Annotated in this window: 13 protein-coding genes and 1 pseudogene; 5 read left to right on the forward strand and 9 right to left on the reverse strand. The window is 61.3% G+C overall.

Annotated elements, in window-relative coordinates; all coding sequences use genetic code 11:
* Positions 1–102: 102 nt before the first annotated feature.
* The 4 genes from FFS18_RS13760 to FFS18_RS13775 all read right to left on the reverse strand — a co-directional run bounded on the left by FFS18_RS13760 (position 103) and on the right by FFS18_RS13775 (position 5,269).
* On the reverse strand, positions 103–2,649 hold the full coding sequence (locus tag FFS18_RS13760; RefSeq protein WP_137871267.1) for a DEAD/DEAH box helicase family protein: 2,547 nt from the start codon (positions 2,647–2,649) through the stop codon (positions 103–105).
* Positions 2,642–4,249 (reverse strand): Eco57I restriction-modification methylase domain-containing protein, encoded by a 1,608-nt coding sequence (locus tag FFS18_RS13765; RefSeq protein WP_137871268.1) that lies wholly within the window; start codon positions 4,247–4,249, stop codon positions 2,642–2,644. Before FFS18_RS13765 ends, FFS18_RS13760 begins: the two co-directional genes overlap by 8 nt.
* The gene (locus FFS18_RS13770) at positions 4,246–4,899 is read right to left on the reverse strand and encodes an N-6 DNA methylase (protein WP_137871269.1); all 654 of its coding nucleotides are present in this window, start codon (positions 4,897–4,899) and stop codon (positions 4,246–4,248) included. The genes FFS18_RS13765 and FFS18_RS13770 overlap by 4 nt, the downstream gene beginning before the upstream one ends.
* Before the next feature lie 85 nt (positions 4,900–4,984).
* Positions 4,985–5,269, reverse strand: coding sequence for an Arc family DNA-binding protein (locus FFS18_RS13775; RefSeq protein ID WP_137871270.1), 285 nt, complete (start codon positions 5,267–5,269; stop codon positions 4,985–4,987).
* 94 nt (positions 5,270–5,363) lie between these two features.
* Here FFS18_RS13775 and FFS18_RS13780 point away from each other — a divergent pair, with 94 nt between their 5' ends.
* The 3 genes and pseudogenes from FFS18_RS13780 (at position 5,364) to FFS18_RS13790 (ending at position 6,852) form a co-directional block, all read left to right on the forward strand.
* On the forward strand, positions 5,364–5,510 hold the full coding sequence (locus FFS18_RS13780) for an Arc family DNA-binding protein (RefSeq protein WP_137871271.1): 147 nt from the start codon (positions 5,364–5,366) through the stop codon (positions 5,508–5,510).
* 26 nt (positions 5,511–5,536) lie between these two features.
* Positions 5,537–5,683: pseudogene (locus FFS18_RS17910) on the forward strand (helix-turn-helix domain-containing protein); the annotation flags it as partial.
* A 32-nt stretch (positions 5,684–5,715) separates the two neighbouring features.
* Positions 5,716–6,852 carry a tyrosine-type recombinase/integrase gene (locus FFS18_RS13790; protein WP_137871273.1) on the forward strand — a complete coding sequence of 379 codons (1,137 nt, stop codon included), beginning with the start codon at positions 5,716–5,718 and terminating at the stop codon, positions 6,850–6,852.
* 151 nt (positions 6,853–7,003) lie between these two features.
* On the opposite strand, the gene FFS18_RS13795 is transcribed toward FFS18_RS13790, so the two are convergent.
* Together FFS18_RS13795 and FFS18_RS13800 are read right to left on the reverse strand one after the other, a co-directional pair.
* A complete protein-coding gene (locus tag FFS18_RS13795) occupies positions 7,004–7,333 on the reverse strand; it encodes an EF-hand domain-containing protein (RefSeq protein WP_137871274.1) in 330 nt (109 codons plus the stop codon).
* Between the two features lie 98 nt (positions 7,334–7,431).
* Positions 7,432–8,409 carry an NADPH:quinone oxidoreductase family protein gene (locus FFS18_RS13800; protein WP_137871275.1) on the reverse strand — a complete coding sequence of 326 codons (978 nt, stop codon included), beginning with the start codon at positions 8,407–8,409 and terminating at the stop codon, positions 7,432–7,434.
* 72 nt (positions 8,410–8,481) lie between these two features.
* Here FFS18_RS13800 and FFS18_RS13805 point away from each other — a divergent pair, with 72 nt between their 5' ends.
* Positions 8,482–9,051, forward strand: coding sequence for a glycoside hydrolase family 108 protein (locus FFS18_RS13805; RefSeq protein ID WP_137871276.1), 570 nt, complete (start codon positions 8,482–8,484; stop codon positions 9,049–9,051).
* A gap of 62 nt (positions 9,052–9,113) precedes the next feature.
* On the forward strand, positions 9,114–9,527 hold the full coding sequence (locus FFS18_RS13810) for a holin family protein (protein WP_137871277.1): 414 nt from the start codon (positions 9,114–9,116) through the stop codon (positions 9,525–9,527).
* 334 nt (positions 9,528–9,861) lie between these two features.
* Here FFS18_RS13810 and FFS18_RS13815 read toward each other — a convergent pair whose 3' ends face one another.
* From FFS18_RS13815 to FFS18_RS13825, 3 genes are all read right to left on the reverse strand, one after another.
* Complete coding sequence (locus FFS18_RS13815) at positions 9,862–10,338, reverse strand: SRPBCC family protein (protein WP_137871278.1); 477 nt, start codon at positions 10,336–10,338, stop codon at positions 9,862–9,864.
* A complete protein-coding gene (gene alaS / locus FFS18_RS13820; protein ID WP_137871279.1) occupies positions 10,335–12,980 on the reverse strand; it encodes an alanine--tRNA ligase in 2,646 nt (881 codons plus the stop codon). The genes FFS18_RS13815 and alaS overlap by 4 nt, the downstream gene beginning before the upstream one ends.
* Before the next feature lie 75 nt (positions 12,981–13,055).
* Entirely contained in the window at positions 13,056–13,796 is a 741-nt protein-coding gene (locus FFS18_RS13825) for a hypothetical protein (RefSeq protein WP_137871280.1), read from the reverse strand.
* Positions 13,797–13,919: the final 123 nt, after the last annotated feature.

Raw genomic sequence — 13,919 nt, forward strand, 5'->3', positions numbered from 1 at the left:
TCCGATCCCAACCTCTGATAATCCCTTCTTATCAGGGGTAAAAAGCAGCTCGAAAGGAGGATTTCAGGAACGCGGCCATGTCCGCGCGGCGTAGCACTACGCCTATTCCTTGGCCACGACCGTATCGTACAAGCCGTAATGGGTCAGCCCTTCGTGGCTCTCGATGCCGGTATATCGCAGCGAGGCGTCCTCGTAGCGACGGAACGCAAAGACAGCTTCGTTCATGCGCTCGGTGTTGAACACCTTGAGCCGAACAAGGAGGTGAAAATCCGCAACGGTTAGGCCGGTGACCGCATGGAATAGGTCGGGTTCCAGCTTGGTGATAACGTCCTGTAGCGTGTTTTCGCGGAAGTCCGTCAGATACATGAAGGCCGGAATCCGGGTAGCGAACTTGATCAGCTTTTCCTGAACGAGCTTGCGCTTGGATTTATATTCCTTCTCCTCCTCGGTCAGTTCCTTCTTTTCCTTCGCGGATAATTCGCCACCTTGCTCCTTGGCCTTGTCTTTGAGGTCTTTGACCGCTTCGCTCTTGTTGATGATGGTTTCGATGATGTTGTCGCCAAGGGAGCGCCAGCCCTCGATGCGCTCCACCGCCGCCATCGCCTCGGGATTGTCGAGAACACGTCGCAAGGTGTCGTTATCGACATTGACCAACAGCGCGGATTCCCATTTGCGCGCCAGCAGCGTGGCCGACGTTCCGGCCATCGCAATGTCGAGGATGCCGCCCGCGTCGATCTGGGTCATGTTCGCGCCGTCATAGGCAAGGACGGGCAGGAACGAGACAAGCTCGCGCACGGCGTTTTCGGGGTTCGCCTCTCCGGGCGACAGGCCGATGCCGTATTCGGACAACTGCCGCAAAGCCCGCGTGGGCGCGAAGTCGAACACGAAGCAAACGGGTTTTAGGATTTCCTCCTCGTTCGGATTGTCGCCGTTGGGATTCTTTATCGACCACGGCGACTGCACACGGAACGCCGCCTGAAAATAGGTTTCAGGGGATTTCAGGTTCCGCAGCATCAAGATGGATGACCATTGCGCCACGGTGACGCCAGTGGTCAGCTTGCCGCATGAGAGCGTGATGGTCTTGGTATCGAAGCCGCTGCCGACCGCCTGCCGGACGGGCGGCAATGCGTCCAGCCCTATCCCCGCTGCCGCCCCGGCGGACACGATGACGGCGTAATCGTGCCAAAATACGTTGTGCTTTTCTGCCAGCAGGTTCGCCATCGCATGACAGGCAGAGACATTGGGCAGGAACCAGAATGAATGTTGCAGATATGGCAGCAACCGCACATCGGAATACGGGAATGGCGGGCGCGTGCCGGTTTTCAGGCTTTCGACCGCCTGCGGCGCATAACCGCCACGGATAATGTCGAGCCATTTCTGCACATCGGTCTTGTGCTTAAACTCCGCCGCATCACCTGTGCCGCTGGCGGCGAAGAAAGCATTTAGGTCAAACTCGTCGAACTCCCCTGCACTGGCGATCGCCAGCAACTCGTCGGGCATTTGATATGTGAGAAGCCGCATTTGCGGCAATGCGCCATAGGGATTGCGCTTGCCCGGATTCTTCGCGGCGAACGCTGCCTTGGCCCGCTGTTCGTCGGTATAAGTCCAGTTGAATATCTGTTCCTCGATGAACTCGCCCGTGGCGAGCGCCTTGAACGGAGTGCCGGACAGATAGAGATACGCCCGCGTGGTGATCGGCAGAAACTCGGCCTCGCTTTCCGACAGGACGCCCAAATCCTCGTTCACGTCCGCAAGGTCGGCAGCATATTCGATGCTGGCCTCCTTCTTGGCGACGGCGGCATCCTCGCCCTCGAAAAGCTCCTTGGCCGTCTCACGCCACGCTCCGAAATGATATTCGTCGAACACGACCAAATCCCAATTTGTCGTGTGGACCCATTCGTGGCGGGCCTTGATGTTTCCCGCCTTGTCGCGGCCAAGCAGGTCTTGGAACGACCCGAAAAAGACCACGGGCTTGTCGCGGTCGATCTGGCTGGGATCGCGCCCGGACTTGCGCGACAGATATTGCCAGCCGTCAAAATCGACGTGGGATTCAAGGTCTGTCTGCCATGCGTCCTCGACGGCCGGCTTGAAGGTCAGGACAAGGACGCGCTTGGCGTCCAGCTTCTTCGCAAGCTGGTAGCTGGTGAAGGTTTTGCCGAACCGCATTTTTGCATTCCAGAGAAAGCGCGGGACGGCGTTGGCGTCCTCTTGCCAGCGGGATTGATAGTAGGCGTAGGTCTGCTCCACCGCCCGTGCCTGCTCCTCGCGCGGCGAGAAGTCCTCGTGATGGGTGCCGGTGAACCGTTGGCCGGTGCGAAGCTCGGCCAGCACGGTTTTCACGTCCGCGACGGTGCATTGCATCCATTCAAGCTGGGGATTGGCGAAGCCCTTGCGCCGCAGCGCATCGCGGACGGCGTGATCGGTGATGATTCCCCCGTCATCTCGCTCGGCGATCTCGTCAAGCTCGATGGTGTAGTTCGCGATGGCGGCGGTTTTTAGCTGCTCCGCCACCCGATGCTTCACGTTGCGAGTGGTCTGCCCGACTTTGAGCAAGCCGTCGTGCGCCGCGTCGGCGATGGCATAGGCGTAGATGCGAGGACGCGCTTCCGGCTTTGGGGTGAGGATTTCCTCAATAGCGGGCTTATTCATCAGTGGTGTCGTCCGATGGCCCCTCGTCCACCCAAGCATCTGCGTGGGCTGCGACCTGAGACTCGATGAAAGCAATTTCTGCCTCACTCAGCCCATATCGCTGATAGAGCTTCTCATCGGTCCAAGGCTCTTCGAGCGGCAAGTCTGGCACGAAGGCATAAACATCGCGCGTGGCGTGTTGCGTTACTTTCCGCAGCGATACTAGAAAACGCACGAAACGAGTCCGCAGGTAGCCCGCGTAGCTCCTCGCCGCCGCTTCACTGTCAAAATGACCCGCGACAAGATAAGTTTCGGTGCAGGCAGTTCCCGGCTCCGCGATGATAGGCTTACTGAGGAATTTTGTTTCCACCGCCGCGCTTGTCCCCTGCACAGCGGTCATCAGCACTTTCCAATCGTCAACCCACTGTGGGTTGGTGGTTATGTCGGCGCGCTCTATCCAAGAAACCTTCTGTGAGCCGAACAGCTTTATCGCGTCGGAGAGTCCGTCCGCGCTCTGCTGGCCATGAAAGAAAGTGCGGAAACCAAATGGTTTACCGCTCGACACTCGGTTATCGAGGGTCGGCTCGCCTTCCGCTCTGACCTTTTCAAGAATTGGCACGGCTTCATTCCGCCGCACAAGAACATCATAAGCGTCAAGGTATCGCTCAACCATTGGCCCGGTTGGTTGTCCGTCCCAAATTGTCTGGAACTGGCACGGCCCTTGATAGCCACCGTCCCATACGAAGTATGATATGCCGCCACGGATTTTCACACCCGGAAACGCCTCATAGAGTTTTGGGTAATCGACGATGGCGCGTAGGTGCTTGTCTGTCAGCATTCGCTCGCGGAACTTGTCCAAGCCCTTGCCGCCAGTCATCCACCGGGATGGGGTCACGAACACAGCATATTTGGGTTCCAGCGCCAGCGCCTGTTCCACAAACATCTGATAGATCGGCGCGGCGCTTGTTCCGAAACCTCCATCGTCCAACTGATAGGGAGGGTTTCCGATAATTACGTCGAACTGCATCTGTCCTCCGAAAAGCTCGCCGAGGTGAGCCTTTATGTCGTTGGTGTGAATGAACGCATAGGCGTGGGTTTCCATTTCCTCGCCACGATCCAGAACTTCCCTGCTAGCGCCGCAGAAGGTGCAACGGCCATCTTTCCACGTGTGTTCGATTCGCCCGAACCAGATATTTCCACCATCGGTGACGAAACCCCTCGCTACCGAATGTTCGCCATTGGCGTGCTTGGAACAATATAGGCTCCGTCGCGCCAGCAGGCTGGTCAATGTCGTGATGCCGATACCGAACACCTGACGGGTAAGGATATGGTCCACCCGTGCTTGCAGGTCGGGGATTTCATCCGCCAGTCCGGCGATCAGCCGTGTAGTGATCTCCCGCAAGAACACGCCGGATTTGGTGAATGGGTCTAGGAACCTGACTGCGCTATCGGCCCAAATGCTTGCGCCACCGTTCCGCGCCGCCCATGCCTCCGTCAGTGCGTCCAACATCCGGTTGGCGAACTCCGGCGGCGTGAACACCTCGTCGTTGGAAAGGTTGGCGATGCAGGTCAAAACATCGGGATTGCGTCCCCGCAGCGTAAACCCCGCCTGTTCGCTCATACAGCCCCCTCCGTTTCGCCGCTCGCAAATCCTGCCAAATCGTGCACTGTCATCGGATCGTATGATCTGGTGGCTGTAAAAATATCGTGTGCCTTATGTCCGGCAAAGAGAGAGCCTTCCGCCGTGAGGCCAGCCATGCCGGTCAACACGTCCAGTCGGAAATCCCGGCGCTGGAACTTGCCTTTGCCTATATAGCCCCACTCCACGACGCTGATTGGATCACCCGCCATGTCGCGCATGGTCATCGCATCCCCATGCACGAGATTTAGGGACAGAACATAATAGGCGGCGCGGTATAGCTCGTCCGTCTCGGCCAGACCGAGATAGTCGGCAAAGACTTCAAGCATGTTCGCCCGACATTCCGCGATGTTGTCGTCCAGCAGTTCGATTCCATAGGCGCACATCACCGCCAACAGGGCATAATGCCGCTTCTCGAAATCCGACTTGCCGAATTTCAACTCCACGGCGGCGAGTTTGCGTTGCAGGATCGGCACGAGGAAATTGCCGCTGCCGCAGGCCGGTTCGAGAAAGCGCGCGTCGATCCGCTCCGTCTCGCCCTTTACGAGATCGAGCATTTTCTCCACGAGCCAAGTCGGCGTGAACACCTCGCCATGATCTGCAACGCGCTTCTTAGACTTAATAAGATTCATCGGGAGCGATTGCTGGCTGGAGTAGAACTAGACAAGTCATTTTCGGGTGGTCCGCCACTGACCTCCGTGTCGCTCTGCTGCTTGTTCATTGGCCACCTTTCGACCGAGCAGTGGTTAGCAATGCTTTTGAAGGGCTTTCTGTAAAGGCAGGCTCGACCAATCCCAAGGCTATTTCGATTTCAGACAGGCGGCTCTCGATGGCTCCCAATCGATCCGTTTCGGAAATCACGGGCGGACTTTGGAAGCTGCTCTCCAAACGGAAAACGATCTCCGAATTAAGGGTCCTGTTGTTCAGTTTCGCTGCGCCTTCGACCTTCCGCCGTAAATCAGCGGACAGGCGAACCTTCATGTCAGGAGGTGTTTTGTCCATGGGGCATCATTAACCCCATGAAGGGGTTGACGGCAACCCAGCTCACCATCATACCCATTATGGGTCTTATATTACCCCATAGGAGAACGAGCGAATGAAAACCTGCGACATGAAGCTTCGTATGCCTCCCAAACTGAAGGCTATGCTGAAAGACCGGGCGGACGCCAATCACCGCAAAATGAACGGCGAAATCATCGCGATTCTGGAGCGCGCGCTTCTCGCCCGGCAGGAAGCCGCGTGATGCCCATACTTCCGACAGGACCACTGATGACCCCGGAGGAAGCAGCAGCTTGCCTCCATATGAGCAAGAAAACACTGATGACCCATGTCCAGGCTGGACGGCTCCGCTTCATCAACATCGGCACCCAGATACGGAAGCGATACCGCTTCACAACCAAAAATCTGGAGACCTTCATTCAAAACCAGAAGGAAATGGCAGCCCCTAAATGTCCATCTACAAAAGCCCCAAAAGCCCATTCTACAGCTATGATTTCCAGCTCAACCGTCGCCGCTTTCACGGCACTACAAAAGCCAGAAACAAAAAGGATGCGGAGATCGTCGAGCGCCAGATAAAGGCGCAGGCGAAAGTCGACATGGAACAGGAGCGGTTGACCGGGAACGGGCCGCTGACGATTGACATTGCAACAGGCCGATATTGGACTGAGGTGGGCCAATACCATTCCGGGAGCGGCGACACATGGACTAACCTGCAGCGGCTGATTGACTTTTTCGGCTCTGCCAAGCGGCTGGACGAGATTAGCGATCGGGAAGTCGCTGCTTTGGTCGCATGGCGCAGAGCGCAATTCGTTATGGTGAACAAGAGAGATGAGGACGGCAAACTTACACAATGCCCGGTCCGTCCTCTTGCGCCTGCCACTGTCAACCGCTCGACCATCTTGCCTCTGCGGGCCCTATTTGGACGTGCAAGCCGCGTATGGCGCTATCAGCTTCCCATGGAACCTATGTGGCGCGATCATATGCTCGCCGAACCGGAAGAGCGCGTCCGCGAGCTACATGGCCATGAAGCCGCAGCTTTGGACCTTGCCATTCGCCCCGACTACAAGCCTTGGTTCCATTTTGCTTGTCTCACAGGTCTGCGGCTAGATGAAACTTTGATCCGGTGGAGCAACGTCAAATGGGAAGCCGGTTTAATCGTCACCACGGGCAAAGGTGGTAAAATCGTCAAAACGCACATTACCGATGAGGTCAAAGACCTGTTGGAGTCACTCAAAGGCGATCACGAGGAATATGTGTTCACCTACATCTGCCAACGACGCGGTAAGGGCCACGTCGTCGGCCAGCGTTATCCGATCGGGTACGAAAGCGCGAAAACGCAGTGGCGACGCACTCGCGAGCGGGCAAAACTCGTGGATTTCCGATTCCACGACATAAGGCATGATGTCGGGACCAAGCTGTTGCGCAAGACGGGAAATATGAAGTTGGTCCAAAAGGCACTTAATCATTCGGACCTGAAAACAACCGCTCGCTACGCACATGTCTATGACGAAGACATTGCTGCCGCGCTTAGTGTTTTGGCGAAATCACAGAAAAAATTACGGAATACAGATGGCGGGGCTGCATAATGCATTGTAATGCAGCTATAAATAGATCACCATCTCCCACACTGGGGGTGTGGGGGTCGGAGGTTCGAATCCTCTCGTCCCGACCAATTTCCAAACCAGCAAATCTTGGTAAGCGGCGGGCGGCGGCCACAGCCGCCACCCGCGCGCAGGCTTAGTTCGCAGCCGTCGGCGCTTCGGCCGGCGGTTCCGATGCGCGCGCATCGCGCATCGCCGCGATTTCGGCCTTGTCGATCACGCCATCCTGGTTGGCGTCGACATGCTTGATGAACGCATCGACCTTTTCGGGCGACGCCAGCGTCGGGTCGCCCTGACGCTGCGCGCGCATTTCGGCCATCCGGGTCACTTCGGCCTTGTCCAGCTTGCCGTCGCCGTTGGCGTCGATCATCGCAAAGATGCGGCCGTCGTCCGGCTTCGGCTGCGCGCTGGCGAGCGCCGGGAATGCCATCGCAAGCCCGGCGGCAGTCATCGTCAATGTCTTCATAGTCTATCCTTTGGTGATGGTCGGCAAAGTCGCCGGGATACCCCGCGCCGACATGACAGCTTCGACGTCGCAAAACTATGGCAGCCGGACTCGGTTCGTCACGGTTTCAGCACCACCTTGCCCACCACCTCGCGCCGTTCCAGCATCGCAAAGCCCTCGCGCCAGTCGGCAAGGTCCAGTGCGGCGTGGACGTGCGGGCGGATTTTGCCCGCCGCGGCCAGCGCATCGACCGCGGCGACATTCTCGGCCCCGCGCGCCGGGAAGCGGCGGCCATATTCGCCCGCGCGCACCCCGACGACCGAGAAGCCCATGATCAGTGGCATGTTGACCGACACCTCCGGAATACGCCCCGACGCAAAGCCGATCACCAGCAAGCGCCCGCCGAACGCGATGCAGCGCGTCGATTCGTCGAAGACATCGCCGCCAACCGGGTCGAAGATGACGTCGGCCCCCACCCCGCCGGTCAGTTCCTTCACCCGTTCGCGAAATCCCGGCGCGCCGTCGATCACCGCGTCGGTCGCATAAAGCCGCGCAATCGCGCCCCGCTTGTCGGCGCTGCTCGCCGCCGCGATCACCCGCGCGCCCAGCGCCCCGGCCAGATCGACGGCGGCCAGCCCGACGCCCCCCGCCGCGCCATGCACCAGCACCCACTCTCCCGCCTCGACCCGCGCACAGCGGACCAGCGCGACATAGGCGGTGAGATATGCGACCGGATAGGCCGCCGCTTCCTCCCATGTCAGCCCTTCGGGCTTCGTGCGCAGGGCCGCCGCGGGTACGGTACAATATTCGGCCATCGCGCCGAACCGGTTGCCGCCGACCACCGCATCGCCAATCCCCCAGCCAGCGACCCCGTCGCCCAGCGCATCGATTTCGCCAGCAAACTCCATTCCCGCCACGAACGGCAGCTCGGGCTTCAACTGATAATCGCCGCGCGTCATCAACAGGTCGGGGAAATTTACCGCCGCCGCGCGCACGCGTACGCGCACCTCGCCCGGGCCAGGCTGCGGAAGCGGCAGGTCGGCGAGCGCCGTCCCCGCGTGGTCGGGCAACAATTCTGTGACCTGCAAAGCGCGCATCAAGAAAAGCCTTTCCTACATTTTGCCAATATGGTTCGTTCTTTAATAGACAACAAACCACAGGAGCGAATCATGCCCAACCGCGAATGCCCGCCTGTCGACGCCGACGCGCTGATCGATGCCGTCATCGACCGCGAAGGCCGTTATGTAAACCACCCCGCCGATCGCGGCGGCCCGACCTGCTGGGGAATCACCGAAGCGGTGGCGCGCGCGCAGGGCTATAGCGGCGCGATGCGCGACCTGCCGCGCACCGAGGCCGCGGCGATCTACCGCCGCATCTATTGGCTGCGTCCCGGTTTCGATCGCGTGGCGTTGCGCGCGCCGAAAATCGCCGCCGAGCTGTTCGACACCGGCGTCAATATGGGCACCGCCGTCGCCGCGGGGTTCCTGCAACGCGCGCTCAACGCGCTGAACCGCGCCGCGCGCGACTATCCCGACATCGCGGTCGATCGCGAAATCGGCCCGCGCACGCTGTCGGCGCTCGACGCCTTTCTGCGCACCCGCGGCGCGGGCGGCGAAACCGTGCTGCTGCGCGCGATGGAGGCGCTGCAGGGCGAACGCTACATCGCGCTCGCCGAGCGCCGCCCGAGCCAGGAGGCGTTTCTCTACGGCTGGCTCGCCAACCGCATCGGGCCGCATTGAAAGCGTTTGGTGCGCCATTGGGCTGAACTTTCCTGAACTTTGAACCTGCAAGGAGTATCGCCATGAGCATCATCGAGGGCCTGATCGGCCCTATTGCCAAGCTGATCGACAAAATCATCCCCGATCCCGAAGCGCGCGACCGCGCCAAGCTGGAACTGCTCAAGCTGGAGGGCAGCCAGGAAATGGAAGCGATCCGCACCCGGATGACCGCGATCGTCGCCGAAGCGAACAGCGCCGACCCCTGGACGAGCCGCGCGCGGCCAAGCTTCCTCTATGTGATGTACGCGCTGTTGCTGTGGGCGATTCCGATGGGCCTGATCGCCGCGGCGCGGCCCGAGATGGCGGAGGGTATCGCGCGGGGGATGAACGTCTATCTCGCGGGGATTCCCGAGCCCCTCTACGCGCTCTTTGGCACGGGGTATCTGGGGTACACCGCGGCGCGGGCGTGGGGGAAAGCGAAGGGGGTGGAGAGCTGATGGTCGCCAATATCATCCGGGACGGCGGACGGTAGAATCTGCGCGCCGCGAAGCAACTAACCCACTCCGTTCGCCCTGAGCAGGGGCTGAGCTTGCCGAAGACCCGTCTCGAAGGGCCGCAACGTCGCGATCCTTCGAGACGCCATTTCGACAGGCTCAATGGCTCCTCAGGACAAACGGGTTGCTAAACACGCCGCGCCTGAAGGCGGCCAGGGTCGGTCCTGCTCAGGCTGAATCAAGTCACCGTAGCCCTGAGCTTGTCGAAGGGCGCTTATCGGCGAGAAGCGCCCTTCGAGAGGCTCAGGGCTACGGATCAGTTTGAACAGGACAGACTCTATCCCTCCACAACCCTCGCCAAATTCGCGAGCGACGAATTCAACCCCTCCAGGTGATCCTTCGCCGAAATCCCCGGCGGCACATGATGCGCATCGATCGTCACCAGCGTCCCCCCGCCTTGCCGCGACAGATACCAGTGCATCGCCATCGTTCCCGAAAAGCGTGGATCGTCGGACACGAACTCGACCTCCCACACGATCAGGCGGCCGTCATCGAGCGTCGGAATATAGACCTCGACGACATCGCTGTCGTCGTCGCTTTTGGTCTCGACGCCGGCATCGTCAAAGGTCAGCCGCATCAGAAAGCCGCCGCCGGGCCGCAGGTCGACATGCTCGAATTCGCCCGTCGCCCCCTCGGGCGGTAACCAGCGCGCGAGTTTCGCTTCGCTGGTGAAGGCTGAAAAGACGTCGACCAGCGGCGCCGCGATCAGCCGTTCGGCATGATCGGTGCGCCGCGTTTTCTTGGTCGGTTTCAAACGAGCGCGGCTTTGACCGCGGCCACCGCCGCATCCGCCGCGCCCCCATCAGGACCGCCGCCCTGTGCCATGTCGGGCCGACCGCCGCCGCCCTGTCCGCCGAGCGCCGCAACCGCGACCTTGACCAGATCGACCGCGTTATGCGCAACCCCGTCGGTCACCCCGACCGCCACCGACGCGCGCCCATCGTTGACCGCGACGAGCATCGCAACGCCGCTGCCGACCTGCTTTTTGAGGCCATCGACCGTACCGCGCAGCTCTTTCGGGTCGAGCCCGTCGACAACCTGCGCGATGAATGCGGTGTCGCCGACCTGTTCGACCGCCGGACCCGCAGCCGCGCCGCCGCCGCCCGAACCGCCGAGTGCCAGCGCCTTCTTCGCATCGGCAAGCTCGCGCTCGGCCTTTTTGAGCTGCTCGGCGAGCGCCGCGACGCGCGCCGGGACATCGTCGGGCGAGGTCTTGAGCGCCGCCGCCGCCGCCTTCAGCGCCTCGTCGCGACCGTTCAGCCAGACGCGCGCAGCGTCGCCGGTCAGCGCCTCGATGCGCCGCACGCCCGACGACACGGCGCTTTCGCCGATGATCTTGAGCAGCGCAATGTCGCCCAGCGCGCGGACATGCGTCCCGCCGCACAGTTCGACCGAATAATGATTGTCGGTCGCCTTGCCCATGCTGAGCACGCGTACCTCGTCGCCATATTTCTCGCCGAACAGCGCCAGCGCGCCCGCCGCGACGGCGTCGTCGGGGGTCATCAGCCGCGTCGTCACCACCTCGTTGCCGCGGATCTGCGCGTTCACGTCTGCCTCGATGTCGGCGATCTCTTGCGCGGTGAGCGCCTTGGGGTGCGAGAAGTCGAAGCGGAAGCGGTCCTCGGCGACCAGGCTGCCCTTTTGCGTCACATGCTCGCCCAGCCGGTTACGCAGCGCCGCGTGCAGCAGGTGCGTCGCGCTGTGGTTGGCGCGGATGCGGTCGCGACGCTCGGCATCGACGGTCAGCTGCACCGTATCGCCGACCTTCAGCGTCCCCGCTTCGAGCTTCGCCTGATGCGCGTGCAGCCGCCCGAGCGGCTTGCTGGTGTCGCTGACGGACGCCTTCGCGCCGCCGAGCGTCGCGATCGTGCCGCTGTCGCCCATCTGGCCGCCGCTCTCGCCGTAAAAGGGCGTCTGGTTGGTCAGCACGACCAACTCGTCGCCCGCCGTGGCCTCGCTGACCTGCACGCCGTCCTTGACCAGCGCGATCACCTGACCCTCGCCCACCGTTGCGCCATATCCCGTGAATTCGGTGCTGCCATTCGTTCCGGCGAGGTCGAACCAGATTTCCTCCGACGCCTTCTGCCCGCTGCCCTTCCACGCCGCGCGCGCCGCCGCCTTCTGCTGCGCCATCGCGGCGTCGAAACCCGCACGATCGACCGCGATGTCCTGCGTGCGCAGTGCGTCTTCGGTCAGGTCGTAAGGAAAGCCGTAGGTATCGTAGAGCTTGAACGCGACCTCGCCGGGCAGCGTCGCGCCCGCCGCCATCCCGACCGTCGCCTCGTCGAGCAGCTTCAGCCCCTTGTCGAGCGTCTGGCGGAACTTGGTCTCCTCGCGCTCGAGCGTCTCGGCGATCAGCGGCTGGGCGCGGATCAGCTCGGGATAAGCGGCACCCATTTCGGCGGTCAGCGAGGGCAGCAGCCGGTACATCAAGGGATCCTTGGCGCCCAGCAGATGCGCATGACGCATCGCACGGCGCATGATCCGGCGCAGCACATAACCGCGCCCTTCGTTCGACGGCAGCACCCCGTCGGCGACAAGGAAGCTCGACGCGCGAAGGTGATCGGCGATGACGCGGTGGCTCGCTTGGCTTCCGCCCTCGGCCGGCACCCCGGTCAGCTCGACCGACGCGGCGATCAGCGCCTTGAACGTGTCGGTGTCATAATTGTCGGTGACGCCCTGCAGCACCGCCGCGACACGCTCCAGCCCCATGCCGGTGTCGATGCTGGGGCGCGGCAGGTCGACGCGGTCGCCCGGCGCGCGCTGTTCATATTGCATGAACACCAGGTTCCAGATTTCGACAAAGCGGTCGCCGTCCTCATCAGGCGATCCCGGCGGCCCGCCCGCGATATGGTCGCCATGGTCGTAAAAGATTTCGCTGCACGGCCCGCACGGCCCGGTGTCGCCCATCGACCAGAAATTATCGTTGGTCGCGATGCGGATGATGCGCTCCTCGGGCAGCCCCGCGATCTTGCGCCACAGGTCATAGGCTTCGTCATCGGTGTGATAGACGGTCGCGGTGAGCTTTTCGGGCGCCAGCCCCCACGTCTTGGTGATCAGCGTCCACGCATGGTGGATCGCCTGTTCCTTGAAATAGTCGCCGAACGAGAAATTGCCGAGCATTTCGAAGAAGGTGTGGTGACGCGCGGTGAAGCCGACATTGTCGAGATCATTGTGCTTGCCGCCCGCGCGGACGCATTTCTGCGACGACGCCGCGGTGCTGTACGGGCGCTTTTCGAGGCCCGTGAAGACATTCTTGAACGGCACCATCCCGGCGTTGACGAACATCAACGTCGGGTCGTTGTACGGCACCAGCGGCGCCGACGGCTCGATATGGTGCCCGGTGCCCCCGAAATAGTCGAGGAACGAGCGGCGAATGTCGTTGGTCGATGTCATGCGCGCGATCTAGTGCGCCGCGGCGCGTTTCTCAAGCAAGATACGCGCCGCAGCCCCAGCCTCGCAACGGAAAAGCTACCGCTTGCACAGGCGGTTGAGTTCCTCGTCGCTGAACCCCTCTTCGTCGATCAGCCGCTGCGAGATATAGCGCACGTCATATTGCGAGATTTGATACTCGCCATCGCGCAGCCGATAGAGCAGGATCCCGCCGCACGTTCCGGCGATCCCGGGATGCGAACTCAGCACCGCAAAATAAGCGTAAGCCCCCGGATAAATGGCGTCGGGCGGATTGGTCATCCAGCCGTCGAGCCGCAGCGTGAATTCGCCCGGCCCCGTCTGGTACATCTTTGCTTCGTCGCTGAACCGCTTCATTTCGGTCGGGTTCGTCTCAAGCGCGGGGTCCATCATCTTGGCGAGCAGCACCGTGTTACCGGCGTCGAGATTGTCGACAAATCGCTGCGCAAAGCGTGTGGCGGCGGTGGTTTCGGCGGCGCTCGGCTTCCAGTCGGCGGGAACGGGTTTGTAGGGATCGGTCGCCGGATCGAAGCAACTGAACGCCTGACGGAAATCCTTGATAACCGTGACGCCGCGTTCGACATTGATGTGATTGTCAAAGAAATAGCGCCCGAACCGCACTTTCTTGGCGCCGCAGCGCTGCTCGGCCAAGATCTTGATGCGATCGACGACCGGGTCATATTGGTCGGCGTCGATCGTGGCGACCGTTGCCGCAAAACCCTTGCCCGGAACGGCCTCTATCTTGATCGGCGGCAATGGCTGGGCGGACGCCATCAGCGCCGCCAGAATAATGGCTGTCATGTCTCAAAACCCCCAACGATTCCTTCGAATCGCGACCCCGCACCGCAAAGGCCGAAGCTTCCTTCGCGGTACGGGCCCATCCTGCGGACAAGGCCTGCGCGTTGCAAGGGGGTTTGCGGCAAT

The organism is Sphingopyxis sp. 2PD (assembly GCF_005503695.1).
Taxonomy (GTDB): Bacteria; Pseudomonadota; Alphaproteobacteria; order Sphingomonadales; family Sphingomonadaceae; genus Sphingopyxis.